The organism is Qipengyuania algicola (genome assembly GCF_042492175.1).
Lineage (GTDB): Bacteria > Pseudomonadota > Alphaproteobacteria > Sphingomonadales > Sphingomonadaceae > CAJXSN01.
In genome coordinates, this window is record NZ_CP170453.1 from 738882 (window position 1) to 758335 (window position 19454).

At 63.7% G+C, this 19454-nt stretch carries 19 protein-coding genes; 9 read left to right on the forward strand and 10 right to left on the reverse strand.

Going from position 1 to position 19454, the window contains the following annotated elements; all coding sequences use genetic code 11:
* Positions 1–4 precede the first annotated feature (4 nt).
* Genes hemH through ACFCW2_RS03525 form a run of 3 tightly spaced genes read right to left on the reverse strand, consistent with a single transcriptional unit; the run spans position 5 to position 4344 of the window.
* Positions 5–1051: a ferrochelatase gene (hemH, locus tag ACFCW2_RS03515; RefSeq protein ID WP_379548223.1), complete on the reverse strand. Its 1047-nt coding sequence runs from the start codon at positions 1049–1051 to the stop codon at positions 5–7.
* Between the two features lie 41 nt (positions 1052–1092).
* Positions 1093–3363, reverse strand: a complete 2271-nt coding sequence (locus tag ACFCW2_RS03520; protein WP_379548224.1) for a xanthine dehydrogenase family protein molybdopterin-binding subunit — start codon at positions 3361–3363, stop codon at positions 1093–1095.
* Between the two features lie 3 nt (positions 3364–3366).
* Positions 3367–4344, reverse strand: coding sequence for an Mrp/NBP35 family ATP-binding protein (locus ACFCW2_RS03525; RefSeq protein ID WP_379548225.1), 978 nt, complete (start codon positions 4342–4344; stop codon positions 3367–3369).
* 140 nt (positions 4345–4484) lie between these two features.
* On the opposite strand from ACFCW2_RS03525, the gene hflK reads away from it, so the two are divergent.
* From hflK to ACFCW2_RS03540, 3 genes are all read left to right on the forward strand, one after another.
* Positions 4485–5609: a protease modulator HflK gene (gene hflK, locus ACFCW2_RS03530; protein WP_379548227.1), complete on the forward strand. Its 1125-nt coding sequence runs from the start codon at positions 4485–4487 to the stop codon at positions 5607–5609.
* Positions 5610–5611: 2 nt separating this feature from the next.
* Complete coding sequence (hflC, locus tag ACFCW2_RS03535; RefSeq protein WP_379548229.1) at positions 5612–6442, forward strand: protease modulator HflC; 831 nt, start codon at positions 5612–5614, stop codon at positions 6440–6442.
* A 176-nt stretch (positions 6443–6618) separates the two neighbouring features.
* Positions 6619–8154, forward strand: a complete 1536-nt coding sequence (locus tag ACFCW2_RS03540) for a Do family serine endopeptidase (protein ID WP_379548915.1) — start codon at positions 6619–6621, stop codon at positions 8152–8154.
* A gap of 69 nt (positions 8155–8223) precedes the next feature.
* On the opposite strand, the gene ACFCW2_RS03545 is transcribed toward ACFCW2_RS03540, so the two are convergent.
* The 5 genes from ACFCW2_RS03545 to ACFCW2_RS03565 form a co-directional block, all read right to left on the reverse strand.
* Entirely contained in the window at positions 8224–10482 is a 2259-nt protein-coding gene (locus tag ACFCW2_RS03545) for a transglycosylase domain-containing protein (RefSeq protein WP_379548231.1), read from the reverse strand.
* Positions 10483–10620: 138 nt separating this feature from the next.
* Positions 10621–11025, reverse strand: coding sequence for a peptide-methionine (R)-S-oxide reductase MsrB (gene msrB / locus ACFCW2_RS03550; RefSeq protein ID WP_379548233.1), 405 nt, complete (start codon positions 11023–11025; stop codon positions 10621–10623).
* A gap of 379 nt (positions 11026–11404) precedes the next feature.
* Complete coding sequence (locus ACFCW2_RS03555; protein WP_379548235.1) at positions 11405–12076, reverse strand: glutathione S-transferase family protein; 672 nt, start codon at positions 12074–12076, stop codon at positions 11405–11407.
* Between the two features lie 64 nt (positions 12077–12140).
* Entirely contained in the window at positions 12141–12578 is a 438-nt protein-coding gene (locus tag ACFCW2_RS03560; protein ID WP_379548237.1) for a hypothetical protein, read from the reverse strand.
* A gap of 100 nt (positions 12579–12678) precedes the next feature.
* The gene (locus tag ACFCW2_RS03565) at positions 12679–13023 is read right to left on the reverse strand and encodes a hypothetical protein (RefSeq protein ID WP_379548239.1); all 345 of its coding nucleotides are present in this window, start codon (positions 13021–13023) and stop codon (positions 12679–12681) included.
* A gap of 108 nt (positions 13024–13131) precedes the next feature.
* On the opposite strand from ACFCW2_RS03565, the gene ACFCW2_RS03570 reads away from it, so the two are divergent.
* Positions 13132–14562 carry an NAD-dependent succinate-semialdehyde dehydrogenase gene (locus tag ACFCW2_RS03570; protein WP_379548241.1) on the forward strand — a complete coding sequence of 477 codons (1431 nt, stop codon included), beginning with the start codon at positions 13132–13134 and terminating at the stop codon, positions 14560–14562.
* A 33-nt stretch (positions 14563–14595) separates the two neighbouring features.
* Here ACFCW2_RS03570 and ACFCW2_RS03575 read toward each other — a convergent pair whose 3' ends face one another.
* Positions 14596–15126 (reverse strand): VOC family protein, encoded by a 531-nt coding sequence (locus tag ACFCW2_RS03575; protein ID WP_379548243.1) that lies wholly within the window; start codon positions 15124–15126, stop codon positions 14596–14598.
* Positions 15123–15773 carry a carboxymuconolactone decarboxylase family protein gene (locus tag ACFCW2_RS03580; RefSeq protein WP_379548245.1) on the reverse strand — a complete coding sequence of 217 codons (651 nt, stop codon included), beginning with the start codon at positions 15771–15773 and terminating at the stop codon, positions 15123–15125. Before ACFCW2_RS03580 ends, ACFCW2_RS03575 begins: the two co-directional genes overlap by 4 nt.
* 218 nt (positions 15774–15991) lie before the next feature.
* Here ACFCW2_RS03580 and ACFCW2_RS03585 point away from each other — a divergent pair, with 218 nt between their 5' ends.
* The 5 genes from ACFCW2_RS03585 to fghA are packed head-to-tail and all read left to right on the forward strand — an operon-like array spanning position 15992 to position 19425.
* Positions 15992–16657, forward strand: coding sequence for an alternative oxidase (locus ACFCW2_RS03585; RefSeq protein ID WP_379548247.1), 666 nt, complete (start codon positions 15992–15994; stop codon positions 16655–16657).
* Positions 16658–16709: 52 nt separating this feature from the next.
* Positions 16710–17816 (forward strand): S-(hydroxymethyl)glutathione dehydrogenase/class III alcohol dehydrogenase, encoded by a 1107-nt coding sequence (locus tag ACFCW2_RS03590; protein ID WP_379548249.1) that lies wholly within the window; start codon positions 16710–16712, stop codon positions 17814–17816.
* Positions 17816–18184 (forward strand): cupin domain-containing protein, encoded by a 369-nt coding sequence (locus ACFCW2_RS03595; protein ID WP_379548251.1) that lies wholly within the window; start codon positions 17816–17818, stop codon positions 18182–18184. Before ACFCW2_RS03590 ends, ACFCW2_RS03595 begins: the two co-directional genes overlap by 1 nt.
* A 12-nt stretch (positions 18185–18196) precedes the next feature.
* Positions 18197–18589 carry a VOC family protein gene (locus ACFCW2_RS03600; RefSeq protein WP_379548253.1) on the forward strand — a complete coding sequence of 131 codons (393 nt, stop codon included), beginning with the start codon at positions 18197–18199 and terminating at the stop codon, positions 18587–18589.
* Positions 18589–19425, forward strand: coding sequence for an S-formylglutathione hydrolase (gene fghA / locus ACFCW2_RS03605; protein ID WP_379548254.1), 837 nt, complete (start codon positions 18589–18591; stop codon positions 19423–19425). The genes ACFCW2_RS03600 and fghA overlap by 1 nt, the downstream gene beginning before the upstream one ends.
* Positions 19426–19454: the final 29 nt, after the last annotated feature.

The window sequence follows — 19454 nt, forward strand, 5'->3', positions numbered from 1 at the left end:
TAAGTTATTTCGGGACAGGAATCCAGCCCGACAATTCCTGGCGGATCAATGTCTCGATCATATCCATGCCGGGCTTGCTGTCATTGAGACAACTCAGCGCCGCAAAATGCGTGCCGCCGCCTTGCAGAAATTCGTCCCGCCCTTCCAGCGCGATCTCTTCCAGCGTTTCCAGACAATCGGCGGAAAAGCCGGGCATCGCCACCGCCATGCGTTTGGTGCCTGCTTCCGCTTCGGCCTCGATGGTCACATCGGTGCTCGGCTCCAGCCACTTTGCGGGGCCGAAGCGGGACTGGAATGTCGTGACGATCCGCAGATCGCTCCACGCCGGTTTGGCCTTGATCCGCTCGCCCAGCAGGCGCGCGGTCTTGTGGCAGTGGCAATGATAGGGATCGCCCAGCTCCAGCGTGCGCTGCGGCATGCCGTGAAAGCTGAGCAGCAGAACTTCGGGTGTGAAATCGAGCGCGTCCAGTTGCCCCACGAGATCGCTTTCCAGCGCGTCCAGATAGGCCGGGTGATCGTGATAGGGCGGCAGGGTCCTGAGGCTCATCTGCCAGCGCAGATCCTTCAGCGTATCCGCCGCCTTGTCGACCACGGTCGCCGTGGTTGCGCCCGAATATTGCGGATAGAGCGGGGCCAGCAGAATGCGTTCGCACCCCGCATCCATCATGCCGCGCAGCTTTTCGTCGATGGACGGCGTGCCGTAGCGCATCGCCCAGTCCACCATCACCGCGCCGCCCAGCCGCACTTGCAGGGCATTGGCCTGCCGCTTGGTAATCGCGGCGAGCGGCGATCCGTCCTCGCTCCAGACTTTCTTGTAAGCGGCGGCGCTTTTTTGCGGGCGGGTGTTCAGGATGATCCCGCGCAGGATCGGCTGCCACGCAATGGGCGGAATCTCCACCACCCGCCTGTCGGACAGAAATTCTGCCAGATAGCGTTTTACCGACGGCGTATCGGGCGCATCGGGCGTGCCCAGATTGACGAGCAGGACGCCCACGCGCCCGCTTTCCACGGGCGGATGATCTGCGGGGAGGTGCTGTTCCTGCCAAGTCATGCGCGCTCACTTGGCGGTGGAAGCCGCAGGGTCAAGGGGAACTATAGACCGCCCGACAATAAGGGCAGGCGGCGAAGGCGCAATCCGGTGGCCGAAAACAGGGCATTGGCGATTGCCGGGGCGGCCACAGTCAGGCCCAGTTCGCCGGGGTCGAATGCCGGTGCTTCGCTGGCGATCAGGTCCACTTCCACTTCCGGCATTTCGGGCAGACGGGGCAGGCCGAGCTGCGACAGGCGGCGATTGTCGGGCCGACCGGCGTCCCACACCGCACTGCTGCCCATGGCCAGCGCGAGGCCGTGGACCAGCCCGCCTTCGATCTGCTGGCGGGCAATATCCAGATTGACGATCCGCCCGATATCCACCGCCGCCGTCAGCCGCGTTACCCTGAGGCCGCCCTCTGCCTGCCGCGCGGTGGCGACGCAGGCAATCGATCCGCCGCTGGCCGCATCGCCCATCCGGTGGCAGGCGAGGCCCTGACCCGCGCCGTCACGCCCGCCGCCCCACTCCGCCATGCGCGCGGCCCGCTGGAGACACGCAACCATGCGCGGATCGCCGCCCAGCATGCCGATCCGGAAGGAAAGCGGCTCGCGCGCGGCCTTTGCGGCGATCTCGTCGATAAAGCTCTCGGTGAAGAACGCCGTCAAACCGTGCGCGCCGCCGCGCATCCGCCCGGTCGGCAGAGGGAGCGTCACAGGGGCCTGATACACCGCCGCGTCGGGAATGGCATAGAATGGCAGCGCGCCCGCCACCGCCAGCGGATCGCGCTTGCCCGCAGAGTTTTCGATCGCCGCGCGGTGCGTGTCATTGGCGAAAAGACGCCGCCCGAACTCAAGACTGGTGCTCGGCACCGCAATCCGCGTGCGCATGGCCGCGATGCCGCCGGCACTGTCGAACTTGGCCGCAAGCAGAGCAGCGGCAGGCGCACGGGGCGGCGCGCGCAGGGTTTCCTGCTCGCGGCTCCACGTTAATTGTAAAGGACGACCCACTTCGCGCGCCAGCAACGCCGCCTCGATCGCGTGCTCATGCTCCAGCCGCCGGTCGAAACTCCCGCCTGCCGGCATGGGATAGAGGACGACCTTCTCCGCGCTCAGCCCGATGGCTTTCGCCGCGGCCTCGCGCGCGCGTTCGGGCGCCTGCGAAGCCATCCACAATTCCAGCCGTCCATCGCGCAGCCACGCCGCAGCGGTCGCGGTTTCCAGAGGCGTGTGGAGCGCGGGCGCAACATCATAGCGGCGGGCAATGCTGGCCTTGCCGAATTCTCCGCCGGTCTCTCCGCGCTCGGCGATGACGTACACTTCGCCCTCGCGCACCGCCGCGTCCAGTGCTTCTTCGATGCTGGCGCTGTCGACCGGATCGACTGCCGAGAACCGGACGGCCATCGCATCCAGTGCCTTTTCTGCGGCCCAGCCATTTTCAGCCACCGCGGCCAGCCAGTCGCGCCCTTCCACCACCTGCACCACGCCGGGCATATCTTCGGCTGCCGCGCGGTCGAACCGGGCCACGCCGGAGGCCGGAGAGACGGGCGCATGGCGGATCGCAGCATAAACCATACCCGGCAGGCGAATGTCGCCCGCAAACAGATGCGACCCGTCGACTTTCGATGGCAGGTCAAGGCGCGGGAACGCGGACGGAGCCTCGGCCTCTCCGGGCAAAGGCGTCTCGGCGGCGGGCAGAACTTTGACCGGAGGCGTTTCCGGCGGGTCCAGAAGCGCCGCCTCGCGGGCCAGTTCGGCAAAGCGCAATTGCTCATTCTCGTGCACGACAAAGCCTGCGCGCGTATCGCATTGCTCGGGCGCGACGCCCCATCTGTCCGCTGCCGCCTGAACCAGTAGGCTGCGCGCCGTGGCGGCGGCTTCGCGGGCCGGGGTCTCATAGGCAGCCAGAGTGGTGCCTGCAGCGGTGGCGGTCAGGCGGGTGTGCTGGGCCCAGCGGGTCGCGACAATGCCATCCTCCGGCTCCGACACTCCGGGGATTTCCGGCATCCACAGCGGAGCCCATTCGGCCGCCAGCGGGACATTGGCATAAATCCCGCTGACCGGCGCAGGCTCCACTGCAATCTGCCGCCAGTCCGCGCCCAGTTCCACCGCGATAATCTGCGCCAGAATAGTGGTAACGCCCTGCCCCATCTCCAATTGCGGGACAGCGACGGTAATCACCCCGTCCTCGGCGATCTTCAGCCATGCGCCGAAGGCGGTTTCCTGATCCGTCGTGGCGAGGGGATCGGGGAAGGTGCGCGGATAGAGCGCCCACGCGACGACCAGCCCGCCGCCAACGGCAGCGCCAGCCAGCAATCCGCGCCGCGACATCCGCATCGGTCAGGCGTGCTCCTTCGTCAGCCAGTCAGCCAATTGCCGGGCAATAGCGCCGAATGCTTCGCCCGCCTCGCCTTTTTCGTCCGCCGCTGGAGGCGTGCCAGCATCGCTGGCCTGCCGGATCGCCATGGTCAGCGGCACCCGGCCAAGGAATGGCAATTCCAGCCGCCCGGCGATTTTCTCGACCCCGCCCTGGCCGAAAGGATCGCTGCCCTCGCCGCAATGGGGGCAGATATAGCCGGCCATATTCTCCACCAGCCCGATCACCGGCACGCCCGCTGTTTCGAACAATTGTCCGGCCCGCGCCGCATCAATCAGCGCCAGATCCTGCGGCGTCGACACGATCACCGCGCCTGCGGGCTTGTATTTCTGCACCATGGTGAGCTGAACATCGCCGGTGCCCGGCGGCAGATCGACCAGCAGGGTTTCGACATCGCCCCAGTCCGCCTCGATCAGCTGGCCCAGCGCGCCCGCTGCCATCGGCCCGCGCCATGCCAGCGCCTTGCCCGGCGCAATGATGTGCCCGATCGACAGCGTTGGGATGTCCAGCACGCCGGTAACCGGCTGCAGCACCTCGTCCTTCGCCACCGGCTTTGACTTGGTGCAGCCCAGCAATGTCGGCTGCGACGGCCCGTAAATATCGCCATCGACCACGCCGACACTGTGGCCCATGCGTTTGAGGGCGACCGCGAGATTGGCGGTCAGCGTCGATTTCCCGACCCCGCCCTTGCCCGATCCCACCGCGATAATCCGCCGCGTGGTCCGCTGCGCCATGATCGCGACCTGCACGGCGGTGATTTCGGGATGGGCAGAGGCCTGACGCTTGGCTTCTGTTTCCAGACCATCGCGTTCGCTGGCCGACAGCCCCGCCCCGTCCAGCACCAGCGTTGCCGAGCTGCCGCGCACCGCTACCGTGCTGAGACGCGCCGAAACATCGCCGGAAAGCGACGCGCGCACCGCTTCCTGAAGCGCGGATTTCACTTATGCAGACCCCTTAACCATGACCTGTGCGCCCCTAGCAGCAAATTTGGCCCTTTGGCCCCCTGTTTTTCCGTCAATCCAACCCTATACAGTATGACATGATCAATATGGATGGATTTCGCAGGCGGTTTGGGCTGGCAATGGCTGGCAAGAGCCCCTGGGGTAATGGTGGCGGCAACGGCTCGGATGGCGGCGGGGATAGCCCCTCCGGCAGCGATGGTGACGGCGGAAAAAGTGATGGCCCGCGTAACCCGTGGGTCCCGCCCAAAGGTGGCAGCAGCGAAGGCCCGCGCCGCTCCGCCAAGATCGAGGACATTTTCAAGAATCGCGGACCGGAAGGCCCACGGCGCGGCGGCGGGGGCGGTGGTCCCAATTTCCGCATGCCAACCCGGCCCGGCGGCAAAAGTTGGTTCCCGTTCATTCTGGGCGGAATGGTCCTGCTGTTCCTGGCTTCCACCAGCATCCACCTGATCGAGGCACGCGAGCAGGCGGTTGTCAAAACCTTGGGTAATTTCACCCGCACGCTGGATCCCGGCCTGCATATCTCCGCGCCATACCCGATCGAGATTGTCGAGAAGGAAGACGTGCAGGGCGTGCGCGCCATCCAGATTCCGGGCTCTGACAGTCAGGTCAAACTGATCCTGACCGGTGACCAGAATCTGGTCGATCTGAGCTACATCGTGCGCTGGAACATCAACAATCTGAGCAATTTCAAATTCCGGCTGGTCGATCCGATCGAAGCGGTGAACGAAGCGGCCGAGGCCGCGATGCGCGCCGCTGTGGCGGAGAAAGAGCTCGACCAGACATTCTCCGGTCAGGGCCGTGCCGAGATCGAGCAGGATGTGCGTGAGCGGATGCAGCGCACGCTGGACACCTATCAGGCCGGTATCCGGGTTCTGGGTGTTGAAATCGAGAAAGCCGATCCGCCCGCCGAGGTGGTCGATGCCTTCCGCGATGTGCAGGTGGCGGAACAAAACGCCGATGCCGCCCGCAACCAGGCGCGCGGTTATGCGCAGCAGGTTCTGGCGCAGGCCGAAGGTGAGGCGCAGGCGTTCGACAAGGTGTACGAGGAATACCGCCTCGCACCACAAGTCACCCGCCAGCGCCTCTATTACGAAACCATGGAGCGCGTGCTGCGCGATACCGACAAGACAGTCGTGGAGACCGGCAATGTGACGCCGTATCTGCCGCTGCCGGAAATCCGCAGGCGGGCACAGCAACCGCCCGCCGAGCAAGCCGCGCCTCAAACCAGTGGAGGGCAGTAATCATGCCTCAGGCTTTGCATAATTATCGCCTCGTGATCTTCGCAGTGCTGGCCGCCATCGTGGTCTTCTCGCTGAGCGCTTTCGTGGTGTCGGAAGAAGAGCAGGCCGTGGTGATCCGCACGGGTGAACCCGTCGGCGTGGCCAACACCACCACGACGCAGCGCGGGGCCGGGCTCTATTTCCGCATCCCGATCATCGAAAGTGTGCGCAAGATCGAGAAGCGCCTGCTCGATCTGGAAATGACGGACGAGGAAGTTCTCTCGAACGACCAGCAGCGTCTGCTCGTCAATGCCTATGCGCGGTTCCGGATTGTCGATCCGGTGCGCATGGTGGAACGTGCGGGCACCACAGAGGGCGTGCGCAACGCGCTCGCGCCGATCCTCAACTCGGTGCTGCGTCAGGAACTGGGCCGCCGGACCTTCCAGGCCATGCTGACGGCAGAGCGCGGTTCGGCCCTTGCCAATGTGCGGGCCAATCTGGACCGGCAGGCAGCGCAATACGGTGCCGAGGTCATCGATGTGCAGATCATGCGCACCGATTTGCCCGACGCTCCGCTGCAATCGGCCTTCCGCCGGATGGAATCGGATCGTGAACGCGAGGCGCGGACCATTCGCGCTGCCGGTTCGCGCGATGCGCGGATCATTCGGGCCGAGGCCGATGCCGACGCTGCGCGGACCTATGCCGAAAGCTTTGGCAAAGATGCGGAATTCTACGACTTCTACCGCGCCATGCAGAGCTATGATGCGACCTTCGCCAGCGACAGCGGCAGCGAAAGCAGCATCATCCTGTCGCCGGACAACGAATATATGCGCCAGTTCCGCGGTCGTCGCTGAGGCACACCGCTGAACCAAGCCGCTGGACGGCCCTGATTGGTCGTTCGCAGAAACAGGCAGGCCGTTCATCGGGGCTGTTCAAAGCGGGTTCAGTCCCCCGGCGGTCTGGTAACCCTTCGCATAAGCGGGGGGAGTACGATTTGAAATATGAAAAGGAACGAGAGGACGTGAAACCTGTGCGTTACGCTTATGGACTTTCCACCGCGCTGCTGATCGGCGGCGCCACCGTTTCCCTGATCACCGGCCAGCCCGCAGGGGCGCAGGTCGCGCAGAACGATGATGCGCGCATGTCAAGCATCGTCCCCCGCGCCGGAGCGCCTGCCAGCTTTGCCGACCTGACCGAGCAGCTGCAGCCCAGCGTGGTCAACATCTCCACCCGCCAGCGCGTGGAGGTTCAGCAGAGCCGCAACCCGTTCAGCGGCACCCCGTTCGAAGGCCTGTTCGGCAATCGCGGGAGCGGCAACGGCCAGCCCCAGACGCGCGAGGCGCAGTCGCTGGGCTCCGGCTTCGTCATCTCGGCAGACGGTTTTGTGGTGACGAACAACCACGTGGTCAGCCCCAGCGGGCGCGGCACGGTTGAGGAAATCACCGTCACCATGCCCGACGGCACCGAATATGAGGCCGAGCTGGTCGGCGCGGATGCGCAATCCGACCTCGCCGTGCTGAAGATCAACCGCAGCGAGCCCTTTCCCTTCGTGAAGTTCGGCGACAGCTCGCAGGCCCGTCCAGGCGACTGGGTGATGGCCATCGGCAACCCGTTCGGCCTTGGCGGAACCGTGACAAGCGGGATCGTTTCGGCGGTCTATCGCAACACCGGTCAGGGCGGCGCCTATGACCGCTACATCCAGACCGATGCCAGCATCAATCGCGGCAATTCGGGCGGTCCGCTGTTCGACATGCAGGGCAATGTAATCGGCATCAACAACGCCATCTTCAGCCCCAGCGGCGGCAGCGTGGGCATCGGCTTTGCCATCCCCGCCGAAATCGCAGAACCGATTGTCGAGCAGCTGAAAGGCGGCAACGCGATCGAGCGCGGCTATCTGGGCGTGCAGATCAATCCGGTGACCGACGACGTTGCGGACTCGCTCGGCATTGCGCGCAATCGCGGCGAGTTCGTCCAGTCGGTCGTGCCCGATGGCGCGGCAGACAAGGGCGGAATCGAACCCGGCGATATCGTGACCAAGGTCGATGGCAAAGACGTGACGCCGGAGCAGACGCTGTCCTTCCTCGTCGCCAATATCGCTCCCGGCACCCGCGTTCCGGTGGAACTCTACCGCGACGGTTCGCGCCGCACGGTGCAGCTGACGGTTGGTAAGCGTCCGAGCGAGGATGAACTGCGCCAGCAGCAGATGTTCAACGCCGACGGCGATTCGGATGACGAGATGGCGGCCGAAGGCACCGACAGCGAGATTGTCGCCGATGCGCTGGGCCTTCAGGTGCTTGACCTGACACCGCAGATCGCGCGCCAGCTGGGCATTTCCGCCGATACCGAGGGCATGGTCATTGCCGCCGTCGATCCGAATGCGGATGCAGCCCGCAAGGGCCTCCAGCGCGGCGACATTATTCTGTCGGCGAATTACCGCGGCGTGGCCAGCCTCGACGATCTCGAAAATGCCGTCACGCAGGCCAAGAATGCCGGGCGTGATGCGGTGCTTCTGCGCATCCAGCGCCGGGGCCGTCCGGCGCAATATGTCGCGGTGCGCATGCGCTGATCCATCGGGCAAGCTACAAGAAAACGGCCCCGTCGGAGCGATCCGGCGGGGCCTTTTTCTTGTCTGGCTTTATTGCGGTGCGGGTGCCTGTTGCTGGGGCGGCGCAGCGGGCCGCGTCGCTGGGCCCGTCGCCGGTTGCTGCGGCGCGGGTTGCGTTGGTGCCGGCTGGGGCCGCGATGCGCCGCCGCCCTGCCCGCTCTGGACGCCCTGGCCGCTCTGTCCGCCAGATCCCTGTGACGTGCCGCCACCGGTCGCGCCTCCCGTTGCGCGGTTCAGGAAATCATCGCTCGCCGCTTGTGGAGCGCCATCCTCGCCGGTGTCGCGCACGCCGCCTTCGCCCTCGCCCGGCAAGCGGTTGGCCCGGCCAACGCCGCCCGGCTCGATCAGATTGCCCTGCTCGTCGATATAGTAATAATCGCTCGGGTCGCCGAACATCACCTCGTCATCAGGTTCCAGCTGCCACTCGGGCAGGTCGAGTTCGGTGTTGAATTGCTCCACCGGGCGGTCTTTCACGGCATAGCGCATGAAGGCGGCGAAAGCCTGCGCCGGAGCCCGCCCGCCCTGCAATCCGCTGACCGCCTTGTTGTCATCCCGGCCCATCCACACGCCCGTGGTGATCCCGCTGGAGAAGCCGACGAAATAGCCATCCTTGTTGCTGCTGGTGGTACCCGTCTTGCCCGCCACCGGACGTCCGATCTGCGCGGCCTTGCCCGTGCCGGTGGCGACCGCCGCCTGCAACAGATCGGTAATCCCTGCGACTACGTAGTCGGGCACCAGCTTGGTCTGCCGCGCCTTCTTATGGGTGTAGATCGTGTCTCCGCTGGCGGTGGTCACTTTGACGATTCCATAGGGCTCGACCGACCGGCCCCCTGCGCTCACCGCAGCAAAGGCGCGGGTCATGTCAAGCAGGCGCACTTCGGAACTGCCCAGCACCATGGATGGCACAGTGGTAATCTCCGAGGTGATGCCAAATCGCCGCGCCATCGAGGCGACCGTGCCGAAGCCCACTTCATTGCCCAATTGCGCCGCAACGGTGTTTTTCGAGAACGCGAAGGCGGAGCGCAGACTCATCTCGCCCGAATAGCCGCCGCCAGAATTGCGCGGGGTCCAGCCCTCGATCGTCGTCTGGGTATCCTTGACCGTATCTTCCGGCTTGTAGCCCGCTTCCAGCGCGGCGAGATAGACGAACAGTTTCCAGCTCGATCCCGGCTGGCGCATCGCCTTGGTCGCGCGGTTGAAATTGGTCTCCACATAATCCGTTCCGCCGACCAGCGCGCGGATCGCGCCATCCCGGTCGAGCGCCACCATCGCGCCCTGTGCCCCGCCCGGCGTGTTCGCCTTGATGGAAGCGGTCGCCGCGCGCTGCATCCCGACATCCAGCGTGGTCCACACCTCGATCGGCTCGAATGTTTCAGGCAGCAGAATATCGAGCTGCGGCAGCGCCCAATCGGTGAAATAGCGCACCGAGTTCTGGCCGGCAGCATCGTCTCGCAGATTGACCGTGGACGGATCGACATTGGCGTCCGCCGCGCTGATCCGGCCTTGCTCGCGCATCAGCCGCAGCACCACCTGCGCGCGGCCCACAGCGGCATCGACATCGGCAGTGGGCGAGTACCGGCTGGGCGCCTTCACCAGCCCGGCAATGATGGCCGCTTCGGCGACCGACAGTTCGGTGGCCGGATGACTGAAGAATTTGCGGCTGGCGCTGTCGATCCCGTAAGCGCCGCCGCCGAAATACACCTTGTTGAGATACAGCTCGAGGATCTGCTCCTTCGAAAACTTGTACTCCATCGCCATGGCCAGCACCGCTTCGCGCATCTTGCGGTCCATCGTGCGATTGGAATTGAGGAAGACATTGCGCGCCAGCTGCTGGGTGATGGTGGAGGTGGCAGAGACGCGCCCGTCCCCCGTCGCCGCCACATAGACCGCGCGGGCGAGGCCAATCGGATCGACCCCGTAATGCGAATAATAGCGGCGATCCTCGACCGAGATCATCGCCTCTTTCATCACCTGCGGGATCTCGCCCGCATCCAGCCATTCCCCGTAACTGGGGCCGAGTTCGACAATCTGCGTGCCATCGCGCGCGCGCACGACAATGGTCTGGCCGGTCTGCTGCGCCTTCAATTCGTAATAGCCGGGCAGAGATCGCGAGGCGAAGAGAACCGCCAGCCCCAGAAACAGCACGCCCATCAGCGCGGCGAACGCTCCGAAAAAGAAAATGCGCCGCATCCAGCGCGCGAAGGCACTTCTCTGTTTCGGTTCCGGGCGGCGCTTGCGCCTGCTGCCGGACTTGCGCGCCGCCTTCCGGCGACTGCCGCGCTCAACCATTGCCCTGGGGCCTCCCTTGCCGGGAACCTTCCCAACAGCGGGGAGGCATCCGACGTATCACGGATGTATCTAGGACAAGCTGGGCACAGAGTGAACGGGCAATCGCAACCGGTGCACAATCACGCAAATGCCTCCGTGTCACTCACCCTCGGGCGCGAAATCCAGCGAAGCGCTGTTGATGCAATAGCGCAAGCCACCCTGCTCCGGCGGACCATCGGGGAAGACGTGTCCGAGATGCCCTTCGCAGTTGGCGCAGGTCACTTCGGTGCGGATCATGCCGTGCGAGGTGTCGCGGTGCTCTTCCACCAGATCGCCCTCGGCGGGCTTGGTGAAGGCAGGCCAGCCGCAGCCCGAATTGTACTTCGCGTCGCTCTCGAACAATTTCTGCCCGCAGCCCGCGCAGACATACTCGCCCGCCTCGTAGTGCTTGTCATACTTGCCGGTGAACGCCCGCTCCGTCCCCGCCTCGCGCAGGACATGATACTGCTCCGGCGAAAGCTTCTCGCGCCATTCGGTGTCGGGGGTGGATTTGGGGTCGGACATCGGGTGTTCTCCTTTCAAGGGAATATGGGGAGGGATTGCGGCGGCTCAAGTTTTGAGAATTTTTGTGTTTCGCACGCCCCTCCGGGCGCGCGTCCTCGGTGCTGTTTCGACCCTGCGGGTCGAGCACCTGCGGGGCGGGCGCGTGCCCTTGCGGTCCGCTGGTCGCGGACCGTGCTCCGCCACCAAGGCAGTGGCTTGGAATGGCCCGGGGCCGAGAGGCCCCGCAAGGCCGACCGGCCGCCCGCAGCGACGCGACCTTCAGGTCGCATGAGCGAGGAAGCAAGGGGTGCGGATGCACCCCGCCCGCAGGGTCCAAAACAAACAAAAAACCCGCCCGCTAAACTAGGAACTCACGTCGCAATCCAGCAAACCACCCAAATCACCCATCAAGATCAGAATACTGCTCAGGCGGGTGCACATTATCCATTCGCTCTTTCAGCAGCGGGCGGAAACTGGGGCGGCTCTTGAAGACCTGATACCATCCCCGCGCAGACGCGTGGCCGGTCCAGTCGATACCGCCGAGATAATCGGCCACCGAAATCTGCGCCGCGGCCGCCAGGTCGGCGAGGCTCATTTGCGAGCCGGCCAGCCATGCGCGGTTGTCGATCAGCCAGTCGATATAGTCGAGATGCCCGTGCGACAGCTTCATCGCCTCGCGCAGGATGCGGCTGTCGGGTGGCTGTTTGTAGACCAGCCGCTTCTTCATCCGCTCATGCAGCAGCGGCATGGTCACATCGCCGAAGAAATTTTCGTCGAACAGCGCAACCAGACGGCGGATTTCCGCACGCTGGACGGCGGTACCGTTGATCATCGGCGCGCGGTCGTTCGTTTCCTCGAAATATTCGCAGATCGCCTGGCTATCGCTCAGCGTCATGTTCTTTTCGGGATCGTGCAGAACCGGCGTGCGGCCCGCCGGGTTCAGCGCCCAGAACCGGTCATCCGCCGCCCATGGCTCGGCCCGCACCAGATCATAGGCCACGCCCTTCTCGCTCAGATGCAGGCGCACCTTGCGGCTGAACGGGCACAGGGGAAATTGATAGATCGACCACATGCAGCCACTCATGCCGCATGGCGCTGGCGCGGTCTATACGGTGCGTGCCGTGCTGCGCTAAATATTAACGCAGATCGACGCCTTCGAACGCCTGTTCCATCTGGCGCGCCGCTTCACGCAAAGCGGGCAACATCGCTTCCATCCCGCCAGCCATGGAGGCCATCCGGTCCATCGCGCGGGGCAATTCCTGCTCGATCACCTCCGGCACAGCCGAAGCGTCAGGCGCGACTTTGCGCAAGGTCATATCGGGGTCGACCGCGAGCGGTTCTTCACCGGCCATCTCGGCGGCGGCTTCCGCGAGCGGGGCGATCGGCAGATCGAGCAACACCTGCGACAATGTTGCCAGTGTCACGGAGAGCTGTTGCTGGAAAGCCGGATCGGACAGGCGATCGGCCATGGCCCCCACCGCTTCTTCCGGAGCGGGATCGGCGGATTGCGCCAGTGCCGGAGCAGAGCCTGCGGCAAGCGCCAGTGATGCGGCCAAAGCGGTAAGAATACGCATGTGTGGACCCTTTCGATTGGAAATCAATGGGAAAGCCCTACCAGCCGCCCGCTGACCTGTTCCTGAATGCCGCGCACACAGGCCCGCATTGGGGCGCGTCTCACAGCCCCGAAGCATCGAGCAACAACAGGCAGCCCGGCATGACCGCCTCCACGGCATCGTCGTCCCACAGGGTCTGCGCCTGTTCGCGCATCAGCATCGTGACCTGATCGCGGGTCAGCCCGCGTTCGTCCATCAGGCGCGCCGCAGTGCGCACGAAAAACTCGCGCCCGCGCTCGTTCACCAGCGGATAGGCCAGTGCCTCGGCATTTCCGCTCTGTTGCCCGTGGCCCACCACCGCAAACGCCGCCGAGCAGCGCACCGCCGCCTGCTGCTCCAGATCGAGCGGCGGATCGACCGCTGGAACAGATTGGACCATCGCGAGCGGGAGGAGAATTTCAAGCATTGCGCGCTTCTATAGCGGACTATCTGAACCATTCCTGCTGTTTTGCGTTGAAGGACCAAGCGCCTAATGCGCGCACAAACACTGACCCATTTTCAAGGATACCCTTTCATGAGCAATTATCCCGATCTCCACCTTCTTATCGGCGGCGAAAAATTGAGCGGCGGGGGGCGGGAAACAGAAGATGTTCTCGATCCGGCGACGGGCGAGGCCATCACCACCCTGACGCGCGCGACGCCGGACGATCTCGACCGCGCGCTGGAGCAGGCCGAGAGCGGCTTTGCCGAGTGGAAGAACACTTCGGCCGACAAGCGCGCCTCTATCCTGATGGACGGGGCGAAGCTGATCAAGGAACGCGCGGGTGACATCGCGCAGGCGCTGACCCGCGAGCAGGGCAAGCCGGTGGCCGAGGCCAAGGGCGAGACGATGTATTCCGCCATGCTGCTGGAATTCTACGCCGGAGAGATCAAGCGCCTCTATGGCCGCACGCTGGTCCGCCCCGAGGGCAGCCGGGTCGAAGTGCAATACCATCCCGTCGGCCCGGTCGCCGGTTTCTCGGCGTGGAATTTTCCCTCGCTGAACGTGATGCGCAAGATTGGCGGACCGCTGGCGGCAGGCTGCTCGGTCATCGTGAAGCCGAGTGAGGAAACGCCCGCTGCGGGCCTGATGCTGGCGCAGGCGCTGCTCGATGCCGGTGTGCCGGGATCGGCATTGCAAGTGGTGTTCGGCGTGCCCAGCGATGTCAGCGAGCATCTGCTTGGCTCCCCCATCATCCGCAAAGTCACATTCACCGGCTCCACCGCAGTGGGCAAGGAATTGTCGAAACTGGCGGCGGAAGATCTGAAAGTCACCACCATGGAACTGGGCGGCCACGGTCCGGTGCTGGTATTCAACGATGCCGATATGGACAAGGCGCTCGACCAGATGGCCGGTGCCAAATTCCGCAATGCCGGACAGGTCTGCGTCAGCCCGACACGCTTTCTGGTGCAGGAAGACGTGTTCGAGAAATTCCGCGACGGCTTTGTCGAGCGGGCCGAAAAGGTGAAGGTCGGCAATGGCTTCGAAGACGGCACGGACATGGGTCCGATGGCCAACAGCCGTGGCCCCGATGGCTTGCTGAAGAAGATCAACGACGCCAAGAGTCACGGCGCGAAATTGCTGACCGGCGGCGAGCGGATCGGCAATCAGGGCAATTTCTTTGCTCCGACCGTTCTCTCCGAAATACCCACCGATGCCGATATCATGAACGAGGAACCGTTCGGCCCCGTCGCGCTTATCAATCCGATGGGCAGCGAGGAAAGCATGATCGCGGAAGCGAACCGCTTGCCCTATGGACTGGCGGCCTACGCCTACACCGAGGACCCGGCTCGCCGTCGTCGTCTGGCCGCTCAGGTGGAGGCCGGGATGCTCGGCATCAACGCAGCTTCCGTCAGTGCGGCGGACGCACCGTTTGGCGGGGTCAAATGGTCGGGCCACGGGCTGGAAGACGGCGCGGAAGGTGTGAAGGCGTGCATGGTCACCAAGACCGTCCACGAAGGATAGTCGGGGCCGGCCGGTGGTCGCAAGCCCATCGGGTCAGGCGTCCACCGGCTCCCACATTTTCATCGATGCAGGCGCGGGCGAGGGATTGAATTCCGTCTCGTCCAGCGCCGCCAATGCGCGCTCCCGGTCGGCTGCGGTGAATTCGCCTCTGGTAAGACAGAATTCCACCGCATTGCCGCTGGGATCGGTGGTGTAGATCGATTTGCACCAATTGTGGTCGATTTCGAAAACGCTGAGACCCGCTGCGTGCCATTTCTCGCGCCACTGCGCCAGTTCCTCGTCGCTCTTGACCGAAAAGGAGTAATGGTTCGTCATCGGCGGCAGGTTCGCCGCCTTGTTCAGATCGAAAATATACTCGTCGGCATCCTTGGTATCGTGCAATTCCCAGAACGCGATGAAGGTGCTGTCATCGCCGTCCATGCGATAGAAGAAATGCTTGCCCCAGCCGCCGGTCATCACCGGTGCGACTTCGACCTTCACCAGTTCGAAGCCCATCACGCCTTCGTAAAATTCGTGCGTCGCCTTCATGTCGCTGGCCGCCAAAGCGAGGTGGTGATAGCTCATTGCGCGCCATCCTTCTTTGTATCGACCATGCTCATGACATCGTCCGAACCAGCCTCGGGCGCGGGCACTTCGACCACGCGCTCCTCCACATCGTCATATTCCAGCCGCAGCGCCCGGCTCATCACGGCGTGCATCATATAGGTGGCCGTCACATAGGTGAGCTCGAGGATTTCCTCGTCCGACAAATGCTCCTTCAGCACAGCGAATACCCCGTCCGGCACCCGGCCATGCTGCAGCACCAGCGCATCGGTATAGGCCAGCACCGCGCGTTCGATCGCGCTGAAGCAATCGGCCACCGCCCAATGCGGGATCGCCGCGACCTGCGCCTCGCTCAGCCCCGCATCGCGGCTGGCCTTGCAATGCTGGGAGAACACGAATTGCGAGCCCACCGCGAAACCGGCGCGCGTCTGCCCCAGCTCGCGCAATTTCGGGTCCAGCTTGCGCTGCGGGGAGCGATAGAACTGGAACCCTTCGGTCGTGTGTTTGAAGGCATCGGGCACGATATTGAATACGGTCCACCAATTGCCCGGTGTGCCGGTCGCCGTCCCCGGCTCGGCCACCGGATCACGCTCCCCGAACAGCAGGTTGAAAATCGGCTCCGCATAGGCATTGCCCGCCTCGCGTCCCGCCTGTTTCAGTCGTGGCATAACCTGCTCTCTCCCTCTTCCTTGCCAATACCGTAGTGAAGTTGCAGCAGCGCTCAAGCGCGGCCGTCTCCGCATGTTGCGCGGCAAGCACCATGTGATGCACCGAATCCGATTGAAATCGGGGGCCTCGATCCTATTTTGCAAACGCCGATAGAGTTTTGGTCAGGGCGTCCGGCATGGGGCCGGGTAGAAGGGACCAATCCGCTTGAGAGTGTCCCATGCAACAGCTTGATACCCGTCCTCTTGTTCGTCAGGTCCGGCTTGACGTCGATCTCCTTGCCCATGTCGAACCGGAAACCCGCAGCGACAAGATCGCCTTCGGTTTCGTCAAGGCGCTGCGCTTCTTCGCTGACCGGTTTTTCGCCAATCGCTACGGCCACCGCGCCGTGGTTCTGGAAACGGTCGCGGCCGTCCCCGGCATGGTCGGCGGCTTGCTCCAGCATCTCACCGCCTTGCGCTATATTCGCGATGACGAGGGCTGGATCCGCACGCTGCTGGATGAAGCCGAGAACGAGCGGATGCATCTGATGACGTTCATCCAGATCGCTCAGCCGAACCGCTTCGAACGCATGCTGATCGCGATCGCGCAAATGCTGTTCTACAATTTCTATTTCTGGCTTTACCTGTTTGCGCCGCGCACGGCGCACCGCGTTGTCGGCTATTTCGAGGAAGAGGCCGTCATCAGCTACACGCAATATCTCGCCGAGGTCGAAGCCGGGCGACATGAAAATGTGCCGGCCCCGCAAATCGCGATCGATTACTGGCAACTGCCCCAAAGTGCCCGCCTCAGCGATGTCATCATCGCCGTGCGCGCAGACGAGGCCGAGCACCGTGATGTCAATCACGGTATGGTCGCCGAGCTCGACAATCGGCGCAGCGCTTGACCTGAGGCTCCAGCTGGTGTTGCGCTGAGCGGTGCATAACCGGGAGATACCAGTGAAAACGCGCGCCGCCGTAGCCTTCGAAGCGAAAAAGCCGCTCGAAATCGTCGAACTCGATCTGGAAGGCCCCAAGGCGGGCGAGGTTCTGGTCGAGATTATGGCGACCGGCATTTGCCACACCGATGCTTACACGCTGGACGGGCTGGACAGCGAAGGGCTGTTCCCCAGCGTGCTCGGCCATGAAGGCTGCGGCGTGGTGCGCGAAGTGGGCGCGGGCGTCACAAGTGTGAGCGTGGGCGACCATGTCATCCCGCTCTACACGCCCGAATGCCGCCAGTGCAAAATGTGCCTGTCCGGCAAAACGAACCTGTGCAGCGCGATCCGCGAGACGCAGGGGCGCGGCCTGATGCCCGACGGCACCTCGCGCTTCTCCTACAAGGGCGAGACGATCTACCATTATATGGGCTGCTCGACCTTTTCGAACTTCACCGTCCTGCCCGAAATCGCCGTGGCAAAAATCCGCGAAGATGCGCCGTTTGACACCACTTGTTATGTCGGCTGCGGGGTGACGACCGGCGTGGGCGCAGTGACCAATACGGCGCAGGTGAAGCCGGGCGACAATGTCGTGGTGTTCGGCCTGGGCGGGATTGGCCTGAACGTGCTGCAGGGCGCGAAGATGGCGGGCGCGGACCGGATCGTCGGCGTCGATATCAACCCTTCCAAAGAGGAATGGGGCCGCAAGTTCGGCATGACCGATTTCGTCAATCCGAAAGAGACCAAGGACGTGGTCGCCCATTTGGTCGAACTGCTCGACGGCGGCGCGGATTACAGCTTTGACTGCACCGGCAATACCGATGTGATGCGCGACGCGCTGGAATGCTGCCACAAGGGCTGGGGCACCTCCATCATCATCGGCGTGGCCGAGGCGGGCAAGGAAATCGCCACCCGCCCCTTCCAGTTGGTGACGGGGCGCAACTGGCGCGGGACCGCGTTTGGCGGCGCAAAGGGGCGCACCGATGTGCCCAAGATTGTCGACTGGTACATGGACGGCAAGATCGCCATCGATCCGATGATCACCCACCGGCTGTCGCTGGACGAGATCAACAAAGGCTTCGACCTGATGCATGCAGGCGAGAGCATCCGCGCGGTGGTAGTCTTCTGATGGCTGAGACCCATCCTGCGACAATCAATCTGGCAGACAAGTTCGCGCTGTTTTCCGATCACTGGGCCCCGCGCATTGCCGGGCGGTACAATGAAAATGAAGTCCGCTTGGCCAAGGCCTCGGGTGACTTCCAATGGCACAGCCACGCCGAGAGCGACGAGCTTTTCCTCGTCATGGAAGGCGAGCTGGTGATGGAGTTCCGGGACCACACAGAGACCGTTGGCCCCGGCGAGATGATTATCGTGCCACGCGGCGTCGAGCACTTCCCCCGCGTACCGAAGGGCGAGGTGAAGATGATCATCATCGATCCGAAGGACACTGCAAATACTGGCAATCCTGCCACCGCATACCAAGCCACCGAAATCTAAGGAGAGAAAACCATGTTCAATCACATCATGATCGGGTGCACCGATATCGAGAAATCCAAGGCGTTCTACGACAAGGTGCTGGGCGTTCTGGGCGCGGGCGAGCCGATGAAGAATGTCGCCGATAGCGGCCATGTGCGTTATTTCTACATGCACAATGGCAGCGTTTTTGCCCTCAGCCAGCCGATCAATGACGAACCGGCCAATCCCTCCAACGGCTCCACAATCGGCTTCAAATGCGACAGCGCGGAGCAGGTGAAGGAATTGCACGATGTGGCCATCGCCAATGGCGGCACCACGCTGGAAGACCCTCCGGGCCTGCGCGAAGGGGCGATGGGTCCGATGCATCTGAGCTACTTCCGCGACCCCGACGGCCACAAGATCTGCGGCATCAAACAAGGCGCCTGATGGCGCTCGAAACCATCAGCGAAGCGCTCGCTTTCGGCGGAGTGCAGGGAGTGTATTCCCATGCCTCCGCCGAGACCGGCACCGACATGACCTTCGCGGTCTATGTGCCGCCCCACGAGCCGGGCGCGCGGCTGCCCGTGCTCTGGTATCTCTCGGGCCTGACCTGCACCCACGCCAATGTGATGGAGAAAGGCGAGTACCGCGCCGCCTGCGCGGAAGCCGGCATCATCTTCGTCGCGCCCGATACCTCCCCGCGTGGCGACGATGTGCCTGACGCCGATGACGAATACGATTTCGGCAAAGGCGCAGGCTTCTATGTCGATGCGGTGCAGGAACCGTGGGCAAAAAACTACCGGATGCGCAGCTATCTCGAGAGTGAGCTGCCCGGCATCATCGCGGCCAATTTCCCCGCCGATATGGAGCGCCAGTCGATCACCGGACACTCGATGGGCGGCCACGGTGCGCTGACCATCGGCCTGCGCAATCCAAACCGCTTCCGCTCGATCAGCGCCTTCGCGCCCATCGTCGCCCCGTCACAAGTTCCATGGGGAGAGAAAGCGCTGGGCCGCTATCTGGGAGACAATCGCGAAGCATGGCGCGAATACGATGCCGTCGCCCTGATCGAGGACGGAGCGCGCCATCCCCACATCCTCGTCGATCAGGGAACCGCCGACAATTTTCTGGAAGAGCAGCTAAAGCCCGGCCTCCTCGCCCTCGCCTGCAAGAAAGCCGGCATGCGCGCACAGGTGCGGATGCAGGATGGCTATGACCACTCCTACTACTTCATTGCGACCTTCATGGCCGAGCATGTGAAGTGGCATTCGGGGTGGCTGTAAAAGTATTTGTTAATCAGCTCATATTGAAA